26 protein-coding genes are annotated in these 24,411 nt (G+C 38.2%); 8 read left to right on the top strand and 18 right to left on the bottom strand.

Annotated features, from left to right (window positions below; all coding sequences use genetic code 11):
* Positions 1-5: 5 nt before the first annotated feature.
* Complete coding sequence (locus EM808_RS13315; RefSeq protein WP_285095235.1) at positions 6-863, bottom strand: ABC transporter permease; 858 nt, start codon at positions 861-863, stop codon at positions 6-8.
* Positions 864-1,284: 421 nt separating this feature from the next.
* Here EM808_RS13315 and EM808_RS13310 point away from each other — a divergent pair, with 421 nt between their 5' ends.
* Positions 1,285-2,169, top strand: coding sequence for a carbohydrate ABC transporter permease (locus EM808_RS13310; protein ID WP_127738684.1), 885 nt, complete (start codon positions 1,285-1,287; stop codon positions 2,167-2,169).
* Between the two features lie 58 nt (positions 2,170-2,227).
* Here the strand turns inward: EM808_RS13310 and EM808_RS13305 are convergent, their stop codons facing one another.
* Complete coding sequence (locus tag EM808_RS13305; RefSeq protein ID WP_412973746.1) at positions 2,228-4,459, bottom strand: helix-turn-helix transcriptional regulator; 2,232 nt, start codon at positions 4,457-4,459, stop codon at positions 2,228-2,230.
* 336 nt (positions 4,460-4,795) lie between these two features.
* On the opposite strand from EM808_RS13305, the gene EM808_RS13300 reads away from it, so the two are divergent.
* Both EM808_RS13300 and EM808_RS13295 read left to right on the top strand, forming a co-directional pair.
* Complete coding sequence (locus EM808_RS13300) at positions 4,796-5,488, top strand: rhamnogalacturonan acetylesterase (RefSeq protein WP_127738682.1); 693 nt, start codon at positions 4,796-4,798, stop codon at positions 5,486-5,488.
* Positions 5,489-5,612: 124 nt separating this feature from the next.
* Positions 5,613-6,512: a LysR family transcriptional regulator gene (locus EM808_RS13295; RefSeq protein ID WP_127738681.1), complete on the top strand. Its 900-nt coding sequence runs from the start codon at positions 5,613-5,615 to the stop codon at positions 6,510-6,512.
* 38 nt (positions 6,513-6,550) lie between these two features.
* On the opposite strand, the gene EM808_RS13290 is transcribed toward EM808_RS13295, so the two are convergent.
* Complete coding sequence (locus tag EM808_RS13290) at positions 6,551-7,450, bottom strand: 3-hydroxyacyl-CoA dehydrogenase (protein ID WP_127738680.1); 900 nt, start codon at positions 7,448-7,450, stop codon at positions 6,551-6,553.
* Positions 7,451-7,557: 107 nt separating this feature from the next.
* Complete coding sequence (locus tag EM808_RS13285; RefSeq protein ID WP_127738679.1) at positions 7,558-8,172, bottom strand: TetR/AcrR family transcriptional regulator; 615 nt, start codon at positions 8,170-8,172, stop codon at positions 7,558-7,560.
* A 159-nt stretch (positions 8,173-8,331) separates the two neighbouring features.
* Between EM808_RS13285 and EM808_RS13280 the strand changes: the two genes are divergently transcribed.
* Entirely contained in the window at positions 8,332-9,102 is a 771-nt protein-coding gene (locus EM808_RS13280; RefSeq protein WP_127738678.1) for an SDR family NAD(P)-dependent oxidoreductase, read from the top strand.
* Positions 9,103-9,149: 47 nt separating this feature from the next.
* On the opposite strand, the gene EM808_RS13275 is transcribed toward EM808_RS13280, so the two are convergent.
* The 6 genes from EM808_RS13275 to EM808_RS13250 form a co-directional block, all read right to left on the bottom strand.
* Positions 9,150-11,009, bottom strand: coding sequence for an ABC transporter permease (locus EM808_RS13275; RefSeq protein WP_127738677.1), 1,860 nt, complete (start codon positions 11,007-11,009; stop codon positions 9,150-9,152).
* Positions 10,984-11,748 (bottom strand): ABC transporter ATP-binding protein, encoded by a 765-nt coding sequence (locus EM808_RS13270; RefSeq protein ID WP_127738676.1) that lies wholly within the window; start codon positions 11,746-11,748, stop codon positions 10,984-10,986. The genes EM808_RS13275 and EM808_RS13270 overlap by 26 nt, the downstream gene beginning before the upstream one ends.
* 86 nt (positions 11,749-11,834) lie before the next feature.
* Entirely contained in the window at positions 11,835-12,836 is a 1,002-nt protein-coding gene (locus EM808_RS13265) for a sensor histidine kinase (protein WP_127738675.1), read from the bottom strand.
* The gene (locus tag EM808_RS13260) at positions 12,833-13,540 is read right to left on the bottom strand and encodes a response regulator transcription factor (RefSeq protein WP_127738674.1); all 708 of its coding nucleotides are present in this window, start codon (positions 13,538-13,540) and stop codon (positions 12,833-12,835) included. The genes EM808_RS13265 and EM808_RS13260 overlap by 4 nt, the downstream gene beginning before the upstream one ends.
* A 130-nt stretch (positions 13,541-13,670) precedes the next feature.
* Positions 13,671-14,222, bottom strand: coding sequence for an NADPH-dependent FMN reductase (locus EM808_RS13255; protein WP_375545263.1), 552 nt, complete (start codon positions 14,220-14,222; stop codon positions 13,671-13,673).
* 92 nt (positions 14,223-14,314) lie between these two features.
* Complete coding sequence (locus EM808_RS13250) at positions 14,315-15,181, bottom strand: SDR family oxidoreductase (RefSeq protein ID WP_127738672.1); 867 nt, start codon at positions 15,179-15,181, stop codon at positions 14,315-14,317.
* Between the two features lie 192 nt (positions 15,182-15,373).
* Here EM808_RS13250 and EM808_RS13245 point away from each other — a divergent pair, with 192 nt between their 5' ends.
* Positions 15,374-15,814, top strand: a complete 441-nt coding sequence (locus EM808_RS13245; protein WP_127738671.1) for an Rrf2 family transcriptional regulator — start codon at positions 15,374-15,376, stop codon at positions 15,812-15,814.
* Positions 15,815-15,889: 75 nt separating this feature from the next.
* Here EM808_RS13245 and EM808_RS13240 read toward each other — a convergent pair whose 3' ends face one another.
* The 3 genes from EM808_RS13240 to EM808_RS13230 are packed head-to-tail and all read right to left on the bottom strand — an operon-like array spanning position 15,890 to position 17,630.
* Positions 15,890-17,026 (bottom strand): zinc-dependent alcohol dehydrogenase, encoded by a 1,137-nt coding sequence (locus EM808_RS13240; protein WP_127738670.1) that lies wholly within the window; start codon positions 17,024-17,026, stop codon positions 15,890-15,892.
* A 15-nt stretch (positions 17,027-17,041) separates the two neighbouring features.
* Positions 17,042-17,410 (bottom strand): spore coat protein, encoded by a 369-nt coding sequence (locus EM808_RS13235; protein WP_127738669.1) that lies wholly within the window; start codon positions 17,408-17,410, stop codon positions 17,042-17,044.
* Positions 17,403-17,630 carry a spore coat protein gene (locus EM808_RS13230; RefSeq protein WP_127738668.1) on the bottom strand — a complete coding sequence of 76 codons (228 nt, stop codon included), beginning with the start codon at positions 17,628-17,630 and terminating at the stop codon, positions 17,403-17,405. Before EM808_RS13230 ends, EM808_RS13235 begins: the two co-directional genes overlap by 8 nt.
* A gap of 414 nt (positions 17,631-18,044) precedes the next feature.
* Between EM808_RS13230 and EM808_RS13225 the strand changes: the two genes are divergently transcribed.
* The 3 genes from EM808_RS13225 (at position 18,045) to EM808_RS13215 (ending at position 20,493) form a co-directional block, all read left to right on the top strand.
* Complete coding sequence (locus EM808_RS13225; RefSeq protein WP_127738667.1) at positions 18,045-18,254, top strand: hypothetical protein; 210 nt, start codon at positions 18,045-18,047, stop codon at positions 18,252-18,254.
* On the top strand, positions 18,251-18,559 hold the full coding sequence (locus EM808_RS13220) for a spore coat protein (RefSeq protein WP_127738666.1): 309 nt from the start codon (positions 18,251-18,253) through the stop codon (positions 18,557-18,559). Before EM808_RS13225 ends, EM808_RS13220 begins: the two co-directional genes overlap by 4 nt.
* 230 nt (positions 18,560-18,789) lie before the next feature.
* Positions 18,790-20,493, top strand: coding sequence for a methyl-accepting chemotaxis protein (locus EM808_RS13215; protein ID WP_127738665.1), 1,704 nt, complete (start codon positions 18,790-18,792; stop codon positions 20,491-20,493).
* Positions 20,494-20,557: 64 nt separating this feature from the next.
* Here the strand turns inward: EM808_RS13215 and EM808_RS13210 are convergent, their stop codons facing one another.
* The 5 genes from EM808_RS13210 to larE form a co-directional block, all read right to left on the bottom strand.
* Positions 20,558-21,202: a HupE/UreJ family protein gene (locus EM808_RS13210; RefSeq protein WP_127738790.1), complete on the bottom strand. Its 645-nt coding sequence runs from the start codon at positions 21,200-21,202 to the stop codon at positions 20,558-20,560.
* A gap of 13 nt (positions 21,203-21,215) precedes the next feature.
* Positions 21,216-21,689 (bottom strand): nickel pincer cofactor biosynthesis protein LarC2, encoded by a 474-nt coding sequence (larC2, locus tag EM808_RS29545; RefSeq protein WP_127738664.1) that lies wholly within the window; start codon positions 21,687-21,689, stop codon positions 21,216-21,218.
* Between the two features lie 25 nt (positions 21,690-21,714).
* Positions 21,715-22,707, bottom strand: a complete 993-nt coding sequence (larC, locus tag EM808_RS29540) for a nickel pincer cofactor biosynthesis protein LarC (protein ID WP_127738663.1) — start codon at positions 22,705-22,707, stop codon at positions 21,715-21,717.
* Positions 22,688-23,461 carry a nickel pincer cofactor biosynthesis protein LarB gene (gene larB / locus EM808_RS13195; protein ID WP_127738662.1) on the bottom strand — a complete coding sequence of 258 codons (774 nt, stop codon included), beginning with the start codon at positions 23,459-23,461 and terminating at the stop codon, positions 22,688-22,690. The genes larC and larB overlap by 20 nt, the downstream gene beginning before the upstream one ends.
* Positions 23,462-23,584: 123 nt before the next feature.
* Entirely contained in the window at positions 23,585-24,394 is an 810-nt protein-coding gene (gene larE, locus EM808_RS13190; RefSeq protein WP_127738661.1) for an ATP-dependent sacrificial sulfur transferase LarE, read from the bottom strand.
* Between the last annotated feature and the right edge of the window lie 17 nt (positions 24,395-24,411).

Raw genomic sequence — 24,411 nt, 5'->3', positions numbered from 1 at the left:
AATAATTAGTACACGCCATCTTCTCCAAATTTTTTAGCGAGTTTATTAGCTAAAATAACTAATATCAACCCAACAATCCCTTTAAATAATCCCACTGCTGTACTAAAGCTTAACTGACCATTCTTCAACCCAGCTGTGTAAATATAGGTGTCGAAAATTTCAGCAACACTTCTGTTTAATGAATTAAGCAGAAGATACATATGCTCAAAGCCTAGATCCAAGGTGCTTCCGATTTTTAAGATTAGTAGCGTAATAATAACTGGACGAATGGCTGGTAAAGTAACATGCCAGGTTTTTCTTAGAATGCCCGCGCCATCCATTTCCGCCGCTTCATATAATTGTGTATCAACAGCAGTAATAGCAGCAAGGTAGATAATCGTTGACCATCCTAATTCCTTCCATATTATTTGACTGATGTATACCGTTCGTGTCCAATCAGGTGAAGTTAAAAAGCTAATCTTATCCAAACCCATTGTCGCTAATAACTCATTTATAACCCCGCCGTCTACATTTAAGAAAACATAAGTGATGGAAACAATAATTACCCATGACATAAAGTGCGGGATATAAATCAAGGTTTGAATTCCCGATTTAAAGTATTTGTTTTTTACTTCATTTAGCATGAGTGACAGGATAATCGGTAATGGAAAAAAGATAATAATATTTAAGGCAAACAATATTAACGTGTTATTCAATAACATGAAGAATGTCGGTTCAGTAAATAGACGAATGAAATGTTTAAGACCTACCCATGGACTGTCAAGAATACCTAAATATGGTTGATAGTCCTGAAACGCAATGATAAGTCCCGCCATCGGTAAGTATTTAAAGATTAGAAAATACAGCACTCCTGGGAATATCATTAAGTATAGAAGCTTATTCGTTTTTATTCCTGCCAGGATCTTTTGTCTCCGAATTCCTTTTTCTTGCTTAACAGACAAGGTTAGCAAAGTATGATTTGGCTTCACAGCACCTCCCATTTTACTCCTCCTTTAATAGTGAATTAACTTTCTGGATTAAGCATACTAAGTCTAAATAATTACGTACATAATCATTTTGTGATTACGCTTACAAACCCTGTTAAAACAAGGTTTGAAACGAAAATACTACGTATTGATTACCGGTCATTCCCTGAATGATTATCATGTTTTATCATCTATAGCCTTTCAAGAAAGCGGTTTCTATTACGATCTTTTCCTATGTAGGATAGTGATTATATACGGAATAAACTCTTGGATGATAAGGTAAGTGTATCTTTAATACTGTAATTGAAGGAGGCTTTATATGTTGAAGACGAATAAGAGTAAAATGACTAAAGGAGGTCGTGCTTTTTCAATAATTAATGGAACAATATTAATTATTATTGCACTCATTTGTTTCCTTCCTTTTGTGAATGTAATCGCCAGTTCCTTTGCATCCACTCAGGAAGTGGTGGCGAAAAAGTTTATCCTATTTCCACAAACCTTTTCTCTCGACGCATACCGGTATATCCTATCGACCCCAACATTATTTAAGTCCTTAGCTGTTTCCATAGGGGTTACTGGTATAGGCACACTGGTAAGTATGGTTCTCACTGCTTTAATGGCATATGGTTTATCACGTAAATATTTATTTGGAAGAAATTTCGTGAATTTTATTGTTGTTTTTTCCATGCTGTTCAGCGGCGGCATGATTCCAACCTTCCTGGTCGTTAAAGCGGTCGGATTGATTGACTCCTATTGGTCCTTAATCCTACCAGTTGCAATTAATGCTTTTAACCTGATTATTATGAGAAACTTTTTTCAGGCTCTGCCTGATAGTTTGGAAGAGTCAGCAAAAATGGATGGCTGCACCGATTTTGGTGTGTTTTTGAAAATCATGCTTCCCCTTGCATTACCGTCTATTGCAACTATTTCCTTGTTTTATGCGGTGACCTACTGGAATACGTATATGACAGCTATTTTATACATCAACGATTCCGCTAAATGGCCGATTCAAGTATTATTACGCCAGATTGTCATAGTATCGAGCGGAATGCAGGCTGAAGGATCCTCTGTAGATGTAGTTCCTCCTGCACAAACAATAAAAATGGCTGTTATTGTAATTGCGACAGTTCCAATGCTTATTGCTTATCCATTTGTCCAAAAATACTTAGTAAAAGGGGCTTTGGTTGGATCTGTCAAAGGATAATCACAAACAAGAAAAAGCTTCTGGAGTGCAGAAGCTTTTTTTATGGTCTTTTTGCCATTTAGGAGTGCCGATATTCTTTTCGGTAGTCTCCTGGCGTGATGCCCAGCTTCTTTTTAAAAAAGCGGATAAAATTTTGAGGGTTTCGATATTTCAAACGCTCAGCGATATCCTTTATCGCCAAATCAGTGTCTTTAAGCCAGGTTTGTGCCATCTGTAAACGATAATTCATTAAAAAATCTACGAAGGTTTGGCCATATTCTTTTTTGAATACATTGCTTAAATAGTTTGGATTATAATGCAATCTGTCCGCAATCAAGTCCAGTGAAATTTCTTCATCAAATTCGGTTTGGATAATATAAACCATTTTTTCTGACAGTGATTTAAACCCGCGCTCCGTCTTATCCTGCGTACTGATTATCACTGGTTTGATTAAGTCATTGATAAGCATTTGTTTAATTTTTTCCGGATGATAAGCAGTTATCGCTGCTTGGTACATTTTCTTAATATTTTCAAAGATTTTTGACTCTGCACCTAATAGCTGGCCTAGCTGTACAAGCTCATTAATGACTCTTATTAGAGTAACTCCTAAGCTTATCGGGTTTTTATTTAAGCGAAAAATTTCGTCCACTAAAACCCCAACCATGCTCATGACGACCTCTTCCTCTCCTGACCGAATTGCATTCATTAATTCATTCTGCAGCTCGACAGGAAATTTTGAAATCGACGCATCATTTAGCATGGAGGCGATATCATTATAGAAAATAATGGATTCGGAGCCAACATTCACCCGATAATGAAGCGATTCTTTGGCTAAATCCACTGCCTGTTTACTTTCTATTAAGGTATCATAAACAGGGCTGATTCCAGCACTAATCACTATATTCAAGTATTTCTTCACAGCTGTTTGAATTTCTGTGTAATACGTCATAATGCGCCGTTCTGCATCATGGTCATCTTTATCAAGGACAAAGATGACTGCTTGCATCTCATCATTTAACACAATTGGAATTAAGCGTTCACTTTTAGGAATCATTTCCTCCACAATATTATTAATGCCCAATAAAAATATACTTCTATCTTCCATTAGCTTATCATCTAAGTGATCAATTTGGATTAACCCAGTGTAAAACACCTTATTTTCTGCTAACTGGTAACCAAACTGTTCCAAGCGGTGAATAACTTCGTTTTCAGTTATGCGTTTCCTAAATAAACTCAAAACAAATAAAGTCTCTAATTGTGGTTTTTGCATCATTAAATTAGCTGTTAAAACCTCTTTTTGGCCAACGATCTTTTCAACAGATTCAGCTAACAGAGAGAGTTCGTTTTGCTTTGGATTTTCCCGTTGAATATCAAGCTTGTCTTGGATTCTTTTTATTGGACGTGAAAAGCTTTCAGCCAACAAATACGAAATAAAGCCAACAAGCAGAATTAAAATAGCAGAAGCAATAAAAAGTCCGATTCTCGTGTTATGAATGATGCTTCCAATTTCCCCTTCATTAATCTCTACTAAATAAAGCCAATTATTATAATCTGAGCGGGTAAAAACGTACTGTTTTCCGTTATTTGCAGTGACTAAACTTGAATTTGCACCATTTTCGATAGCAGCTGCTTTTATGGGACGAAAGCTTTCCTCAGGTAGTTTTGTATCATTACCTGAAGTTGTATATATCAGCTTGTCTTTTCGATCGTAGATTTGCACAAGCTGGTTATTCTCCCCAACAATGGTATCAATGCTTAATTTAGGGATATTAGCTATTCCTACTGCAAACTTTTCACTTTGGTAAATAGGTAGTGTCATAACCATTTGGATGCCGTTATTGATTGGTTCCCAAAAAAGACTTCTGCTTGTATCTGATATATATTCTTTTTGATAATCTTTTACTTCATCCATTGGTAAGGTTTTGAAAGAACCTTCGATAATTCCCCATTTCTGTGTTAAGCTAATCAAACTATAGTGACTGCCTTCAATCCCCATCAATTCTATGTAACTCATTTCTTTTTTTATGTCGCGATAAGTAGCGAAATCTTTGTCAGACAGTGGATTATTAAACACTTTTTCAAAATTTGCAGTTGAACTGTATGCCGTAAATCCGTATTCAATTGTCCTTACCTTCTGTTCCACGTTCTGGAGGATTTGGTTTGTATAATTTTTCTTATCCGTTAAAAAGCTTTTCTCCACTGATTCATAGGTAGAGTTATAGATAAAGATACTGAATCCTACAACAAGACCGACTCCTACTAAGAGAAACGGAATAAAAAGACTGTGAAACACGCGCGTTTTTTGAAACAAAATCATCACTCCTTCATTTGAATTTTGTTTGCTATTTGTAAGCGTTGTCATTTTTTAGCATCTTATTTCTCTGCGAAGTAGGATTTCCATGCACACTATGAATCCAGTATACACCTTAATGCTTAGATGCATTTTATGAATTAAGTATTTAAAATTCCAATTGTAATTCTTCACGGTGATTGACATATAAACCTATAAATTATAATATGTAAGCGTTAACACATCATTCGTATTTGGTAAAAACAATAGTCCTAATATGATTATACATAATAGTGTTAACGTGTGCATATACCTAATTGAAAAAAATGGATAATTACTCTAAAGGAGTTGTTTTATATGAGGGTAAATATAACTATTTTTATCGCTGGAGATTCAACAGCTGCGATTAAAATACCTGAAAAGCGCCCAGAAACAGGCTGGGGTGAGGCTTTCCAAGCATATCTATCAGAGACCGTCAACCTTGATAACAGGGCAATTAATGGTAAAAGCACGAAATCCTTCATAAAAGAAGGTCATTTAAAAGCAATTGAGAGGAGCATTAAACCAGGAGATTACCTGATTATTCAATTTGGCCATAATGATCAAAAGCTGGAAGATCCTGAAAGAGGCACACAGCCATATGGAGAGTATCAGCAAAACCTATTAAAATATGTTCAGGTTGCACAAAGTGTAAATGCCTATCCCCTATTATTAACATCTGTTTCACGCCGTAATTTCACTGGAACTATGATTGACGAACAGTCTGTTGGAGACTATCCACGGGCAATGCTTGAATTTGCTAAACATAGTAATGTACCTGTACTTGATATTCATAAAATAACTCGAGAGTTTTTGAATACAGTTGGTGAAGAAAAATCAAAGGATTATTTTTTACATGTAGCTCCAGGCCAATCTGAAAACTATCCAGACGGTATTACGGACAATACCCATTTTAATGAAAAAGGAGCCGCAATTGTCGCTAAATTAATTGCCATGGAAATGATGGAGAGCAATTTATCGATAAAGAACTTTATTGAACTACCAAGATAATTGACAGAAGCGATATCTATAACTAGAAATTCACCTTGCAATCCTCCTACTCTTTGTTAAATTATTTGATAAAATACCTTTAAGGAATAAAAACTATTCTTAAAAACTATTTAAGGTGACAAACATGAATATAACCCAGCTTCAATATTTAGTTGATGTCGGAGAACTAGGCTCCTTTACAGATGCCGCAAAAAAGAATTTAATGACAGTCCCAGCGATCAGCCTGTCCATAACGCAATTAGAGGCAGAATTAGATGTACTGCTTTTTACTCGTTCACGCAAAGGTGTAACCCCAACAGCTGAAGGAAAAAAAGTTATCCAGCATGCCGTAACCGTTTTGAAAACAATCGACATGCTGAAATATGATATTGCTGTTTCCAAAAACAATCTGTATGGAAATATTGTTATTGCCACGATTCCTGGACTAGTGTCACAAATCATTAATAATACCCTCGAATTCCGTGAAAGCTACCCTTATATTAATGTGCAGGTGATGGAGGAAGATACGGCTGCAGTGCTGGAACAAGTAAAAAACGGCCATGCTGATATGGGCTTTGTTTCACTAGGTTCAAACAATCATGATGTGGCATTAGACTGGGAACCGATTAAAAGGGTCGAGGTCGTGCTTGCCGTTAATAAAAGCTCTGTCTTAAGATTCAACAATAAAATCTCCCTCGACCAAATCATAAACGAGATGAATGAATCAATTGTCCTGTACAATGACCCTTACTTAAAGAAAATTGCTGAGGATTTGTTTCCAGATAACCTCAGGAACAGAATTGCCTTGACGACAAATAACGGAGATGTCCTTTTGCAAATGGTGCTGCAAAGGAATGCTATTACGATTACAAATGACTATATCATTCAAGCATTGCCGACACATCTAAAGGATGAAGTCGTAACAATTTCCATTAATGAGTATCTTACCCTTTCCAATTATTTATGGCGTGTAACACGAAAAAATGAAAAATACCCAGAAATGATTAATCAGTTTACAGAGCACCTTTTGCGGGATTTAAAATAGAAAGAAAGCCTTCCGAATTCGGAAGGCTTTCTCTTATATTAATTTCCCAAGAAATCAGGGTCCATAAAACGAGGGTTTGGATACTTATAGAAGCCTTCTCCTGTTGCAGCCCCAAGTTTTCCTTTGTCAATATACTCTGTTTTCAAGAGCTCTGCCAACTTTTTGAACTCTGGATTTCCTGTCGCTTCGGCTTTTGCCTTCACGATATTGTAGGAAGTAGTGATGCCGACAACGTCAAGTATCGCAAATGGACCTTTTGGCGCACCTGTTGCAATCATCCATGTTTTATCAATTGTCTCAACATCAGCAACTTCTTTTGATAATAATAGCTCTGCTGCGTCTAAAAGCGGAACAAGCAAGGAATTCAGTATATATCCGGGCTGCTCCTTATGAAGAGGAAGTGCCACCATTCCAATTGCTTTTGCAAACTCGACAACTTGATCAAACACGTTTATGTCAGTGCCAGGGTGCTTCATAATCTCTGCTGTATTGTTAATCCAAATTTCATTAGCAAAGTGAAGTGCCAGGAATTTCTCTGGACGTCCAGTTGCTTCGGCAAACTGGCTAGGCAATAATGTTGATGAGTTAGTGGCAAAAACTGTTTTTTCTGGTGCTACTTTGCTAAGATTTTGATAAAATTCTGTTTTAATCGGCACAATTTCTGGGATTGCTTCGATCAGCAGGTCTGCATCAGCAGTCGCTTTTGCTAAATCACTGTTATACGAAATGCGGTCAGATGCTGCTTCTACCTGTTCTTGACTAGCATTTAAATCCTTTTGATAGCGCCCTTTTAATAGGTTGATTTTTTCCTTAGCTGATTCCAGTACTTCATCATTAATGTCATAAACGGTTACATTGAAACCGTGGAAGGCTGATTGGAAAGCGATTTGGCTTCCTAAAACCCCGCTGCCTGCTACTGTGATATGTTTAAATTTCATGATTTATACCATCCCTTTGTATAAAACTATTTAGTTCGACAATATTATTTTAAAATAGATTAGATATAAAATAAAGTTAATAAAACTTAATTTAATTTAAGTTTTATTTAAGGATGATTACTGTCCGGTTTCTTTACGGACACCTTTGGGGTAGAAAATCTTAATATATGTATAAGCTGTTTCCCCATATAATCGGGCTCTTCTCGAAAATCACTGTGAATCCACTGCATTAGAATGCCGATAATACCATGAATTCTATAAGTGGAAAAAAGGTTAATATCAATATCTGCATCAACATCATCTGTAAAAAACTCGAATTCCGATCTAAAAAGCTTATCTAGCCTGTTAATCATTTTTTCCTGAAAGGAATAATTCGTTTCTGGTGACAGCATCAGTTTATAGAACTCTTTATGCTCTAGAAAATGATCAAACAATACGATGGCATTGGCAGACAGCTCATGAAAATCTATGACAGATAAATCTTCATATGGCTTTTTATAAGCTTCTTCCATCTGCTCAAACATATCCTCTATTATCTCATCCAATAGCTCTTCCTTGCATTTATAGTGTGCATAAAAAGTGCCTCTATTATAATCTGCAGCATGAACAATTTCAGTAATGGTAATATCTTGAAACCTCTTCTTTTTCATCAGCTCCAACAATGCTGTCTTAAAATTCTCAACAGTTCTTTTAACCCGCTTATCTGGATAAATAGTAGACAATAAAAGGACCCCTTTAAAAATTTTACTAGACAAATGATTATCATTTGTATGTTTTCGTACATATTCATTATTATTGCATATTGAAGCCCTTTCATAAATAAACTAAGCTTTAATTGCAGATAAATATTACAATTTTAAAGATGAAGGGATCGATATAAGATGACATTTCCAGTATTAGACGGAAAAGTTGCTATAGTAACAGGAGCTGCAATGGGGATGGGCCTTGCAACGGCAAAACTATTTGCCGAAGCAAAGGCTAAAGTTGTAGTAGCAGACTTTAATGAAGAAAAAGGACAAGAAGCTGTAGCAGAGATTGAAGCTGCCGGCGGTACTGCCTACTTTGTAAAGGTTGATATTTCTAAATCAGAGCAAGTTCAAAACCTTGTAGCAAAAACAGTCGAAAAATTCGGCCGTCTTGATGTTGCTGTTAATAATGCAGCATTAACACCTGACAATGCTCCAGCGGCAGAATTCGATGAAGCATACTGGGACAGATTGATTTCTGTTGATTTGACTGGAACAGCTCTTTGTATGAAATATGAATTACAGCAAATGATTAAGCAAGGCGAAGGCGGCAGCATCATTAACATTTCTTCTGTGAGTGGGTTCCGTCCACAGCCGAACAATATAGCGTACGTTGCTGCAAAGCATGGTGTTGTTGGGATGACAAAGGTTGCTGCATTAGAAAACGGTCCTCAAAATATCCGTGTTAACACAGTTGCTCCTGGAGCGATTGACACACCGATGCTAAGAGGTTCATTAGAAGAAACAGGACAGACAGAAGAAGAATTTGCTCCACAGCTTAGCTTGTTAGGCAGATTTGGCCAACCAATTGAAATCGCCCAAGCAAGCTTGTGGTTAGCTTCAGACCAATCATCTTATGTAACGGGGACAACTATCCACGCAGATGCTGGTTATACAAGCAGATAATGATACAAAAGCAGCAGCTCCGTATTGGGCTGCTGCTTTTCCTTGCATCAAAGAACACTCTTAACCTGCTTTGTATAAAAGAAGCGGACAATCGCAAAGTAGATTATTTGGATTAAAGTAAATACACCTAGTACTGATAGGGATATTTTTGTTAAGTCATAATAAAAGAAATGGGACAACGCTGTTAAAGCAACTGCTCCATGAATCAGCGCCACTAGGATTGGTGTAAAGAATAGAATCGCTGTTTGTCTTGTAAGGACATTCTTTAATTCCTTCTCTGTTAAGCCCATTTTAGCAATAGACCGAAACTTCTGTTTGTCTTCCTCTAAGTCCGCATACAGTCGGAAATAAAGGAAGCTTCCCGCCGAAACAAAAAAGACGATTCCGATAAATAATCCTACAAATAATACTAAACCATATGCCTTATTTAGCTGATAGATACTATAATCCTTAGCATAAAATTCATAAGGAGGTACTACTTTCTCTATCTTTTCGGAAGCTGCGATGATATTGTCTTGACCTTTTGTTACTTGCCAAGCATGATAGCTCTCTTCACTTATTGGCGCTGGCAGTTCTTTAAAGTCCTGATCAGAAACTACATAATAAGAGTCTGTTGCAGGGAGGGCTCTTGAATAGATTACTTCCTTTGGAATTAAGGATGTTCCTGAATTCAGGTTAAGCTTTTGTTTAAGCAATTCTTCTGTTTGCCCATATTCATTGCCGGTAAATTCAACTACTTTAACCTCGCCAGTTTGGATATCAATTGTATCCTCTCCCAAAAAAGCCGCAAATCTATTAAAATCCGTTTCACTAGTTATAACGATATTATCTTGACCTATCTCATAATGCGCCAGCTTCGTTTGCTCATGCTTCGCTTCCATCTGCTCTTGCTCAATTGTTTCATTTATAAAAGCTACATCATCTTTATCCTGATCAACCGTTATATAGGAAAACGTATAGGGATTATTATTTTTCAGCCCTTCCGTCAAGAAGGTTTGAAACCCAAACAATGTACCGATTGCACTAAAAGCTACTGTCGATATAATCGCAACCATAAAAAAAGTGCGTGCATTATCCTTCATCCGAAAGGATAAATCAGAAAAAAGAATCATATTTGTTTTCCACCAGAAAATGTTGTTATTCTGTTTCAATTTACGGATTATATAAACACTGAGCTGTGTAAACAACAGATATGTGCCGATAATCACGACAACCACTACGGGCAGCATCGCAACAATCACGACCGCACCCTCTACAATTAATGCAGCTGCATAGCCAACAGCAATTAGTAATACGGCAGAAACCGTTAAAAAGATATTTGCCTTCGGTTCGCCTTTTGACTTCTTATTTCCTTTGATTAAATCAATCAACTTACGGCTGCGTAAAATATAGGAAACAAATAACGAAATAATAAAAAACAACAAGATAAAAGAAAGAAATGTTACGATAATTGCTTGGATAGGAAGATAAAAGTTTAGCGAGTCATCCAAAACAAGCACATTTTCTGCAATTAATAAAATTACTTTGGAAAATATTAATCCCAATATGATACCGCCTAATGTTGCAAAAAAGCCGATTACCATGTTCTCCAAGAAAATCATAAGACGAACTTGCCTAACAGACATCCCTTGCATCATCAATAACCCTAACTCTTTCTTCCGAGTCGTCAAGAAGGAACTCATAGAATATAGGATAAAAAAGAAAGAAAAAACATAAATAATGCCTCCTGCAATATTCATCCCTTGTTGGACAGAGGAATTCATGTCATTTCCCGAAATAGCCTCGTGGAAGGCAAATATCGCAAATGTAAAAAACACCATTACTGTAAACATACTGCTTAGGAAGTAGGCAGCATACAGTCGTTTATTGCGAATCACATTATTAAACGCGAATCTGCGAAAGGTCATGGCCGTCTCCTCCTAGTAAAGAAAGTGTATCAATTATTCTTTGGAAGAAGGCTTGGCGGTTATCACCGCGATGAATTTCCGAATAAAAATTTCCGTCACGAATAAATATCACTCGATTACAGTAACTCGCTGCTTGCGGATCATGCGTTACTAGTAGCATCGTTGTGCGCTCGTGCTTATTTATCGTTTCCAGCATTTCCATAACATCTTTAGAAGACTTCGAATCAAGATTTCCCGTTGGTTCATCAGCAAGCAGCAGCTTAGGCACATGAATCATCGCCCTTGCCACGGCTGTCCTTTGTGCCTGACCGCCAGAAATCTCATATGTGCGCTTATTCATAATGGAGGTAATCCCCAATTTCCCCGCGATTTCCTGTGCCTTTTGTTTCATCTCTTTTACCTTTTTTCCATCAAGTGTTAACGGAAGGACAATATTTTCTTCTACCGTTAACGTATGCAGCAAATTAAAATCCTGAAAAACAAAGCCAAGTTCACGTCTGCGGAATTTTGCCAATTCCTCTTTTTTTAGCTGGTGAGGATTTTTACCGTTTATCAATATCTCGCCAGTTGTTGGTTCATCAATTGTAGCTATCATATTCAAAAGAGTTGTTTTTCCACTGCCAGAAGGCCCCATAATTCCAACAAATTCGCCCTCTTCAACCGATAAATTAATATTATTTAATGCTTTATAAGCAATTTTACCTTCGTAAATTTTACTAACCTGGTTCACTTCTAACATCACAAGATCTCCTTTTCTGCTTTTGATCTGTGATTAGTATACCTTTCTGAGGGATTACTTAACTATCGATTCTTCTTACACTTTCCTTACAGGCTTGTAAGGTTTTGAGTTGCAGAAAAAACGATGCGGAAAGTTGTACCCTTCCCTGATGCGGACTCCATCTCAATCTGGTGACTTAAATGTTGCAGCGTCTCCTTTGTTAAATAAAGGCCCATCCCTGTAGATTCCCGAAACTTTCTGCCATTTTCTCCGGTAAAAAAGGGATCAAAAATTCGCCGTTTATCACTTTCAGGTATGCCAATCCCAAAATCCTTTACTTCAAGAACGGCTTCCTTCTCTCTTTCGTAAATGGAAATAACAATCCGATTACTGATACCGGACGAATATTTAACCGCATTACTAATAAGCTGGGAGAGAATAAAAAACAGCCATTTCTCATCGGTCTCGACCGTCAACCCCGTTTGCTTCACCTCTAGCTTAGGATAGACTTTGTTCCGAATATAAAAGCGTTTATTCTCGCCATTCACTTCATCGATCAATTTCACTAGATTTACCGGTTTAATATGAAAATCTTGTTCAATCGTTTTTAACCTGGCAATATACAAAACAGTGTTTAAACCAGTTTTCATCACTTCCGTTTCTTCACGGATGCTGGAGGACTCTGGTTCATCTAGATTTTGGGCAGTAAGCTCAATCACGGACAAAGGTGTTTTCATCTGATGCACCCATTGATCCATGAACTTACGGTGCTCCTCCTGTTCTTTTTCAACTGATTTCAATTGATTCTGAAAAAGCTTGTATTGAGTACGCAACACCTCATCAAAAGCTTTAGAAATCGGGGCATCATCCGTTTTCTGGTAGCTGTCATCCAGCGATTCCAGCGGCTGATTTAAACGCTTGTACATTTTCTGACGTGATAAATAATAGAAAATGAGATAACCGCCGAGAATAAAAAAGTTTAGAAAAACAGCATAACAAAACAGCTTAATATCTCGATAGCCATCAAACCAGAAGATAGAAAGGAAGAGAAGCATTTGCATAAATTGAACGAACATCAGCAAGGCATGCTCTTTTATAAATAATTTCATCTTTTATCTTGTACCGTCCAAGATACATTTAACCGATATCCTGCCCCTCTTACTGTTTCCACTGCGTCCAGCAAGCCAATTTCCTGAAACTTTTTTCGGACTCTCGTAATATTGACATTTAATGTATTTTCATCCACATAGCTTTGGTCATCCCAGAGCTTCTCAAGTAAATCCTCACGCCCAGCCACTCGCGGATATCTTTCCATCAAGCTTTCAATAATGTCCGCCTCTTTTTTTGTTAAGGAAATATTCTTCTCTTTATAGGTAAGCTCCAATCTCTCCGGAAAGAATTTTAGGCCAGCGTTTTCTATTATCCGATTCTCTGGAATGCTTGCATATTCCCCGTAAGCTCGGCGCAGCTGACTGCGGATTTTTGCGATGACAATTTCCGAACTAAACGGCTTTGTTATATAGTCATCTCCACCATTCTCCAATGCCATCACCTGATCCATCTCCCCTATTCTTGCAGAAAGAAAAATCACCGGACACACCGATTCCTTTCGAATTTGCCTGCACCAATAATAGCCATCAAAGCTTGGTAAATTAATATCTAAAAGCACTAGATTTGGATTTACTTCATAAAACGTATTCATAACATGTTCAAAATCAAGAACACATGTCACATCATATCCATATTTTTCAATATGGGTCTTTAAATGGGTCGCTATTTTAGGGTCATCTTCAACAATCAATATTTTTTGCAATCTGATCACTCCTTATTTCAGATACCATTATGGCATAGAATGGAAGCTGCGACAAAGAAATCTATATTATTGTTCATCAGACAATAAAAAACCGAGCATCCTAAAAGATGCCCGGTTGTCTATGAAACCATTATTGGCGCAATGTTTTTAAAGCACCGCTCCATGCATGTACTTGATCAAGCATTGCATTTACATTTGTAAGATGGAGATCAGCAGGCTTAAATACTGTGCCATTCTCAAAGTCTGTAAACAAGGATAAGGTTGGATGAACACGTACATCTGCAATCAGCAGCTCCCCAAGAATTCCTCTTAAGTGCTCTGCTGCACGTGCTCCTCCAGTTGATCCATAGCTTACGATTCCGGCTGCTTTGTTGTTCCACGCATCTCTTGCCGAATCAAGGGCGTTTTTTAATGCGCCCGTAATACTATGGTTGTATTCCTGGACGATAAAGACAAATCCATCAAGGCTGTCGAGCTTTTCATTCCATTTGGCAACACCTTGTTCCTGGCCATCTGTAGTGCCAAGAAACGGTAGACTGTAATCGGCAATATCGACAATTTCATAGTTGGCATCACCACGTTGTTCAGCGATTTCTTTCACCCATGCTCCAACTTGCGGACTAACTCTTCCCTGTCTAGTACTTCCTAAAATAATCCCGATATTTAACTTTTCCGTTGCCATTTTCCCAGCCTCCTCTTTTTGTTTACCAAAAATCCTTTTGAAAAAACTCATCTTATCAGCCCCTTGTCACACAATCTGGAGAGTCATCTACATTAGTTAGAGCTGTCTTTGACTATTTGTGCTAAACCTTCACGTAATGATGTTACTGGACGTCCGAGCAGCTTTTCAAAATCATTGCTTTCGATTTCCAATGTACCTTCGCGGATATCCTTTTGAATATTAACTAGCATTGGCAGCAAAAATTCTGGCACACCTGCATCTTTCATGATGTCTGCATATGCAGAGTCCTCAACATGCTGTACGATTACTTCCTTGCCAAGAACAGCACTAAGTTCTGCGGCAATTTCGTTTTGTGTAAATAATTTACCGGAAAGCTCATAAATCGTGTTTTCGTGATCAGTGCCTGTAAGTACTGTCGCTGCCGCTTGTGCATAATCCTGCTGCACTGCCCAGCCAACCTTGCCATTTCCTGCTGATGTTACCCAAGGTGCTCCTGCTAGAACTCCCTGAATACTTGAACTTTCGTTTTCTAGGTACCAGTTGTTGCGCAGGAAGGAATAAGGGATGCCAGTTTTTTGAATTGCTTCCTCTGTTGCTTTATGTGTTGGTGCAAGGAAATTAGTGCTTTCTTGTGCATTGCCAATACTTGTGTATGCGATGAATTTCACACCGGCACGCACTGCTTCGGCAACTGCTTCTGAATGCTGACGAATTCTTGTTTCATTATCGCCATCTGCAGAAATAAGCAGCAAACGATCAATTCCCGAAAATGCTGTTGCCAATGTTTCTGGTCGGTCAAAATCCCCGTGGCGCACATCTACACCACGAGCACGGAGATGCTCTGCTTTTTCAGGGTTTCGAACACTAACTGCTAATTGTTCTGCGGGAACTGTTTTAAGTAACTCCTCGACCACTTTACTGCCTAATTTGCCTGTAGCTCCTGTTACTAATAGCTTCATTTCTATTCCTCCAAGTAAATTTATTCATGACAAGTTGTTAACATGCATACTATCGGTGTATTTATTTCGAATACCTGTATTCATAATAGATACAACTTAAGGTTTTGTCAATTAGAATGGTTTTTATTTTTTGGGGAATATCATGTATAATACTTTTTATTGTATTTTAATCGTAAAAGCAGGTGAGTTTAATTGCAAATTAGCAGCCGATTTAGTGTTGGTGTCCATATACTAGCATTATTGGATATAAATAAAGACGGGATAAGCTCCTCCGAATTTTTGGCAGGCAGTGTCAACACTAACCCAACTTTAATAAGAAAAATCATGGGTATGTTAAAAAAGAATGGTCTAATAGAAGTGCAGCCGGGCATTGCTGGAGCTAGTCTTGCAAAAGCTCCTTCCGACATTCGTTTAGTAGATGTATACAAAGCTGTCGAAGTTGTGAAAGACCAGGAATTATTCAGTGTGCACGAAAACCCACTTCGTGAATGCCTTGTGGGCAGAAATATACAGGAATCAATTACGCCTGTCTTGTCAGCAGCCCAAATAGCGTTGGAAAAAGAACTGGAAAATGTGACAATCGAAGATATTATTAAAGAAATTAAGAAAAAAGAAAAAGACCAGCATAACTAATAAGTAAAAATTGTACTTACCCACTATCCATGCAATCTCACAGGGATTATAGTGGGTAAGGCTATTACCGCTTTATTATGGTTTAAGGACAACCTTAATACAGTTGTCTGTCCTTGTATCAAAGTATTCATACCCTTTTTCTGCCTCACTAAGTGGCATTATATGTGTAATTACATCACCCACATCTACCTTTCCCTGTGATACAAGGTCGTATAAATAAGGCATATAATGGATGACAGGAGCTTGTCCAGAACGGATATTGACGTTTCTTTGAAAAATGTCGCCAAAAGGAAATGCATTGTATCTTCCGCCATACACCCCTGTAACCTGAATTGTACCGCCCTTGCGGACAGCCTGGCTGGCAATAACAAGTGCGCTCAATGTTCCACCATGCAGCTTCAACCCTGTCGCAAGATATTCCATCGGTGTCATTTTCCCGTCCATACCTACTGCATCAATAACTACATCTGCTCCGCCTTTTGTTATTTCCTTTAAGTATTCACCTGTATTAGGGTTATGCTCAAAATTAACGATTTCTACTTTGTTTGTCTTTTTCGCATGCTGTAAACGATATTCGAGGTTATCGACAGCAATTACTCTTTTGGCTCCTTTTAGCCATGCGAACTTCTGAGCTAATAAGCCTACAGGACCACATCCTAGAATTACAACTGTATCTCCAGCCTTAACCCCAGCATTATCGACAGACCAAAAAGCAGTTGATGCTGCATCCGCCAATAGCACTAGCTGTTCATCTGGTACTTCACAAATTTCTGGGATTTTAAATGGAGTAAAGTTTGCATATGGCACGCGTAAATATTCAGCTTGTCCACCTGGATATCCCCCAGTAAGATCCGAATAGCCAAAAAAACCGCCAATCTCACCATTATCATTGGAATTATCACATTGGCTTTCTAATTGATTCTTACAAAAAAAGCATTCTCCACAGGCCACATTAAAAGGAATAATAACCCTGTCTCCTTTTTTTAGCTTTGTTACGCCAGGACCCACTTCTTCTACAATCCCCATCGGCTCATGTCCAATTATATAATCCTCTGGAAAGTTCGGAATCATGCCATGTATTAAGTGCAAATCCGAACCACAAATGGCCGATGTTGTGACTTTTATAACAATATCATCAGCCTTTTCAATTTTTGGACTGGGTACTTCTTTCACCTTTACATCTTTAATGCCTTGGAAAGTAACAGCCTTCATTTTTTACATCCTTTCTTATTCATCATCATCTATTTGTGCCATCATTCCTAGGCGGGAAGTATCTCCAGGGAACAAGTCCATCTTTCCAATCATTAAAGCACCTTCAATAGACTTTAGATCCATCTTGTATTGATCCTGCAGATTATAAGGATGGAGCCAGCCTTTTTTTATCATGAAATTAGAAACTTCTTCATGAAGCGCTAACCCTGCCTCAAGCTGTACGCGAAAAGCTTCTCGTAAATCAGGAGTTGCCGTTTCAGATAAGGCTGTCGCTGCATTTCGGACACCGGTTTTAATGCTCATTAGAAACTCAAGTGCCAAGGCAGAATCCGCCATTTCCGGCATTCCTTCCGCATTTTCTACTTCCAAATAATCCTTAATCATTGTAATTCACCTCCGCAGCTGGATTCGGCATTTTATAAAAGTTCTGTAAATACTCCAGTGCTTGGATGGATTGCTGCACATCCTTTTCCATTAATGCTTTTAATTCTTGATCAAAAACGACCCCTGACATCATTTTCGATTTAATAACACAGGTAGTCTTGAAATTCAGCATTTCATGCAGTTCTAATGTCTCATGGTTGGCTAAGCCATTAGTCTCCATATACTCACCTCCATAAATTTACTAATGTATTTTTCGTTTTTTTCGTTCCTTTATGCGGTCTCGACAAGACTTCCCATTATATACAAATTACTTCAACAATTTTAACTGTTGAAGTCAGGAGTTTTTACTTATTTTTTGGTTTTTGTTGTTTGAATTCATTTTTGCTCGGTCTTTCTTACACTTTCCTTTTAGGATCAAAAGATTCAGGGTTTGCATAGCCATGTGTTCCTCTGCCATTAGGCATTTTTCCCACCTCATTTCACTTATTTGGTATTATGTGAAATTCTGTCAGAAAAATAAGTGGAATTAGCAGGGAATACAAATCGCTTCGACTTGAGATGTATGCATAATGATATGCATTCGTGAGAATATAACAGAGATTATTGTTATGTGTAATGAAGGAGGATTTTCAATATGCCAAAAAATTTAGGAATACATGAAAGCCTTGAGCTTCATGAACTTCTTACATTTAAAAACGCATGTCTAACTAAATCAACAACTATGGGCACATTAGCAAAAGATGCCCTTCTACAAGATATTCTTAATGAAGACGCAGCACAGTCTCGTGAAGCAGTGCAAGCACTCAGAAGCTTGCTGGCACAGCAAGGAGGAACTTTAATATGAATGGATTTATGCAGAATCTTGTCGGCTTAGGCGATATAACAGATCAAGTAATCGCAACAGATTTATTGATCTCTGCAAAGTCTGGTATCAAAAACTATGCATTTGCTATAACAGAAGCAGCAACACCAGAGGTCCGTGAGGTGTTAAACAAGCAATTACATGATGCTATTAACCTGCATAGCAAAATAAGTGACTATATGGTTACAAACGGCTACTATTATCCTGCCGATGTGAACGAACAGCTGCAGGTTGATTTACAAACAGCTGACACCGCCTTAAGCCTTCCCAATAAACAGAGCCAGTAAACCAAATGAAACAAACAGCAAAAGCTAACTAAACTAAGTCTATTTAGCTTTTGTTGTTAGCTCTAGAGAATTTTCAATAAGTGTTAGAAACAGACTCCTCTTATTACTACCCTTTCTACCAAAATCGAAATTTTCTATACATATGTCATTTCATTTAAACCTCTCTTCACTTTTCAATAAACTATCCGATATAGAAATAGTAATATAAGCTTATAAAGTGAGGTCGAAGAATGAAAATTAAAACACAATTAATCTTAATACTGACTGTATTGCTTCTGTCTTTAGTTAGTATAGGTGTTTACAGTAATTACAGTCTTCATAATGCAGAAGATAATTATGTAAAATTAAATGAGGCGAAAGAAATGCAACGTCTCGTTACACATGTCCAATATCGTTTAGCAGGAATGTCCAATGATGAAAGAGGCTTCTTGCTGACTGGAGACAACCAATATACAGATGGAATTAACGAAAAGGCAGCAGATATAGAAGCCACACTTACTTCTATGGAAAAGCTTGCGAATTATCAAGAATATAAAAAAAGCATTCAACAATTAGCAGCAAGCATTCAATCCTATACAACAATGAGCGACAATGTAGTCAATACGTTTAGCGATAATCCTTCTAATGCAGAGGCATTACATTTTGGTGACTTAAGAGATTTAAGAAAAGAAGTGCTTGACCCTGCAGTCAATACGCTTGTAGAACAAATTAACACAGCTGTTATCCAAATTGAAGCAGATAACGAAAAGAACACTGATATTGCTAGAACTACATTAATTACGATTATTATTGCTGCAGCAGCTTTAAGCATCGTATTAGGTTTCGTTCTCCTACGCTCCATTTTGCGTCCATTGAACATAATGAATAAGCAGATGGTAGAAATTGCTTCCGGTGATGGAGATTTGACAAAACAAGTCAAGGTTAGTGGTAGAAATGAATTTGCTAGTCTGGCATCTTCTTTTAATGAATTTGTACAATCACTAAAAGACATGATTACGCAAGTTGGCCAAACATCCAAGGATGTTGCGCAATCCTCTGATGAGCTTGCAGCTAGCATGGAGCAATCAAGGGTGACAGCAGAACAGGTTGCAGATGCTGTTCAAATGATTACCGAAATCAGTAATGACCAAAATACTGCTGCACAGCATAGTTTAAACAGAGTAAATAACTCCCTGCAAAATGTTCAAAATGTGTCAACGAAAGCTAATCATGTTGCACAAGAGTCTGATCGGATTAAAGGCAAAGCAAACGATGGTGAACAAGCGATGTCAGAAATGCTTGGGCAAATGGATACCATTCACCATTCCGTTGGATTAGCAGAAAATGGTCTTCACTCATTAGTGTCGAGCATAAATGAAATTAAAGAATCGCTAAGCAATATCCAGGAAATTTCTGGACAAACGAATTTACTTGCATTAAATGCTGCCATTGAGGCTGCAAGAGCAGGTGAGCATGGCAAAGGGTTTGCCATCGTTGCAGATGAAGTACGAAAGCTGGCAGATATGACAAGCAATTCTGCTAACCATATCGACACACTAATAAACTCTATTCAGAGCCATTCTTCAGAAACTGTCGGGAATATGATTCTAGTTAAAGAAAATGTGGATTCTGGTATTAAGCTTTCTGAACGAACAAATTCGCATATTAAAGAAATTCTTGAAAGCATTGAGGTGGTTGCTGGTCATATTAAGGATGTTGCCTCAACTTCAGACCAGATTACAACAGAGGTCCAAGGTGTTCAGCAATCGATGGAAGAAATCGCTCAAAGCTCGAACAAAACGTTGGCTAACACAGAAGAGGTTGCAGCAGCTACAGAAGAACAAACTGCATCATTCCAAGAAGTTTCATCGTCAGCTACAGCCTTATCCAAACTATCCGATGAGCTTGAAAAGTTGGTTCATCGCTTTAAGGTAACGGAAGATAATAATAGGTAAATAACAATGCCCAAGGGTACTTCTACCGTGGGCATTTTTTTATCATTTAGTTCTCTGAAGCTTACTATTTTATCCATAATTTAAATAAGCCATCTGTTATTCCAATAGAGTACATATAGTAAACACCAAATGCAAAGCTAACCGACCCGGCAAATCTTACTAAAAGCTTATTTGTAGTAATGCTTTTACTGCTGTATACAAATGGAATACCAATTATGGTGGTAAAAATAAGCATGCCGATTATTGTTCCTATACCAAAAACTAATATGTACAAGGCACATTGCCAAACAGTTGAAACTGTGGACATAGTTAATAACACCATTGCAGCACTTCCTGCAAGTCCATGAATTATTCCAATTAACGTAACTTTAATAAGTGATGTTCGTTCAGTCGGCTGTTTTACATTCCTGTTTGTATAAAACAGCAAATTTTTGCTTCCTAAATAGACAAGCATAATTCCTACTATAAATTCGAGGGACATCACCCATTTATCAGCTAGTTCCCCTTTCAGCAAAACAATTAAGATGCCAAATACAAATAATGTAGCTGTATGGCCGATTCCCCAAAAGGCACCTGCCAATGTTGATCTGGAAAGTCTTTTATCCTTACTGACAATGGTAGATACTGCAATAATATGGTCTGGTTCTAATGAATGCTTTATGCCAAGGATTAATCCTAATAATAATACGGAAATGAATTGAATAATCATCACAGGCTCCCCTTTATTTTCTGACTTCCCCATTTCTCCACACTTGTTCATATACCTTTTTCAGTGGGACTTGGTGATGCATCGCTATTTTTTTACAATCTTCATACTCTGGTGCCGATTGTACAATCTGTCCCTGAAGGATACCTTCTTTCACTTTTACTATCCCCCACTCTGTTTCGACCTCTCGAAACTTTCGTTCAAGGCGGTGGACGGTCAATGGGTAATAACGTATACCCAGTGTTGTCGTTTCCCTAAAAAGAATCTCCTTCATTTCTCCTAATTTCTGCAGAGAACACAGCATTTGCAGCAAGATTCCCGGCCGATTTTTCTTCATATAAATCGGTGAATAATAGACATCGTTAGCGCCACTTGCAAACAATAAATCCATCACATAACCAAGTACTTCTCCAGAAATATCATCCAAGTTAACCTCTATTTTCAGCATATCTTCATCGACATGCTCTTCATTTGGAGGAAGAGCTTTCATTTATTTAGTCTCCTCTCTAAAATGGTCAGGCTTGCTCTCCAATAATTACACGCAGCACATTTGGATGTTCGGCAAAGGTCTTTGTGCCAGCACCATAGCCAATCCCTTGCACCTTTAAAGATGGAAACGCACTAAACTCATCTGCCAATGCGGCAACAATTGCAGCTCCAGTCGGAGTCGTTAATTCACCACGAATATTTGTATGTTCAAGTGGAATCCCCTTTAAAATTTCAAGAGTAGCAGGCGCAGGAACAGGATAAATTCCGTGATCAATCTTAATTCTACCTGTGCCAACAGGTATCGCTGAAGCCTTAATTACAGAGACTTCCAGGTGATGAAAAAGTATCGCTGCCCCAACAATATCAATGATTGAATCTACTGCACCAACCTCATGAAAATGAACTTGTTCAAGGGGCATACCGTGGATATGGCCTTCTGCCCGACCGATTTTTTCAAAAATATTTAAAGCTGTATTTTTGACATTATCCGATAAGTCAGCTTCTAGAATAAGCTTCATAATGTCTTTATAAGAGCGGTGATGATGACTGTGTCCGTGACTATGTGTATGCTCATGGCTATGGTCATGACTGTGGTCGTGACTATGCGTATGCTCATGGCTATGATCATGACTGTGGTCGTGACTATTCGTATGCTCATGGCTATGATCATGACTGTGGTCGTGACTATGCCCATGCTCATGGCTATGATCATGACTGTGGTCGTGACTATGCGTATACTCATGGCTATGATCATGTCTGTGGTCGTGACTATGCGTATGCTCATGGCTGTGATCATCAGCATTATTCACGCTGATACTATCCAACAAAATCACATCGAATTTTGTACTTGTGATACCGTTTTTCACAACCTTCTTCCATACAAGCTCGTATTCATCGTCAATCTTAAGCTTTTTCAGTTCTTGAGCTAAGAATTCTGGGTCTGCGCCTGCATCAATTAATGCGCCAATTACCATATCACCGCTAATGCCAGAAAAACAATCAAAGTATAACGTTTTCATTTTGTCGTGCTCCTTTTTGTGCAAGTTGATTGATTAAGACAGCGTTATAACCGCCGCCGAAGCCATTATCAATATTTACAACACTAATTCCTGATGCGCAGGAGTTCAGCATTGTCAGCAATGCAGATAAACCGTTGAAATTTGCTCCATAGCCAACGCTTGTCGGCACAGCAATGACTGGGTGAGACACAAGTCCGCCAACCACGCTTGGCAGCGCCCCCTCCATACCAGCAATTACAACGGAAACGGTTGCATTTTGAATTTCTTCAAGATGGTTGAAGAGGCGGTGTATTCCTGCCACGCCCACATCATATATGCGACGCACCTCGCTACCGAGCACTTCTGCTGTTACAGCGGCTTCTTCGGCTACCTTTAAGTCCGATGTGCCAGCACAAATGATAGCAATATAGCCATTATCGTCCGTTTGCTTTTCCGTCCACTTTTTCCAATATAAAATACGAGCTGTTTCATTGTAGATAAATTCCGGACAAACCTCTTGTATCTTTTCCGCTTTTTCTTTCGAAACTCTCGTCACGAGCACCTGATTGTTCCGGTTTCTTAAGGATTGAATGATGGAAATGATATGCTCTGGTTCTTTCCCTTCTCCATAAACGATTTCTGAGAAGCCTTGACGTTTGTTACGATGATGATCTACCTTGGCAAATCCTAAATTCTCATATGTTGCTAGCTTCTGTTTGGCTTCACTCACGCTTAATTCTCCACTTTGAACTTGGGACAAAATTTCCTCCAGCATATTGCTCCCCCTAAAATATCCAGTCTATAATTGCCTCATCCATTATTTGGCCAGCGCTTTTCCTTGTTAAGTAGCCCTTTTATGCTTGTATCTGTACTCTATGGTATAGATTGTTGCGTTGCGTTATCCTTCTTTAACAAGTGACTTATTCATACTGCCACTCTGGTATCCTATTAAATCTAACGTAATATATTTGTAGCCGAAATCCTGCAAAGCACTCACAATAAAACTGTTTTTTTCGAGGATGATTTTCATATCATCTGGCTCTACCTCAATTCTGGCGATATCCTGATGTGTTCGAACTCGCACTTGACGAATATGAAGTGATTTTAGAAATGCTTCCGCTTTTTCGACCTTTGTAAGCTTTTCCTTTGTGATTTTATCGCCATAAGCAATTCTTGAGGACAGGCATGCAAAGGATGGTTTATTCCATGTTGGCAGTCCTTTCTCAAACGAAAGCTCGCGAATTTCCTCTTTGAACAAATTTGCTTCTTGAAGCGGACCTCGAATCCCTTTTTCCTTCGCGGCTTTCATGCCTGGTCTAAATTCATTCATATCATCAGCAATGACTCCATAGATTACATTGTTAAACCCAGCCTCATCCATAACTGGAATTAGATGATCGAACAAACTGCTTTTGCAAAAGTAGCATCTGTTTTTTGTATTTTCCGAGTAACCGGGAATCGCTAATTCAGAGGTTTCAATAACGATATGCTTTACACCAATATGTAGCGCCAGTGACTTCGCCTCTTCCAATTCGCTTGTAGGATATGTTTCTGAGTCTGCGGTAACGGCAAGCACATTACTTGCTCCTAAGGCATCTACTGCCGCTTTTAACAAAAATGTACTGTCCACTCCCCCAGAGAATGCAACAACAACTGTCTCCATTTTCTGAAGGATAGTCACTAGCTGTTCATATTTTTTTGCAATCATTGCTACAGCATCCTTTC

The organism is Niallia taxi (assembly GCF_004005475.1).
Taxonomy (GTDB): Bacteria; Bacillota; Bacilli; order Bacillales; family Cytobacillaceae; genus Niallia; species Niallia taxi.
The sequence above is the reverse complement of the archived record's forward strand: the minus strand, read 5'-3'. Positions and strand labels throughout refer to the sequence as shown.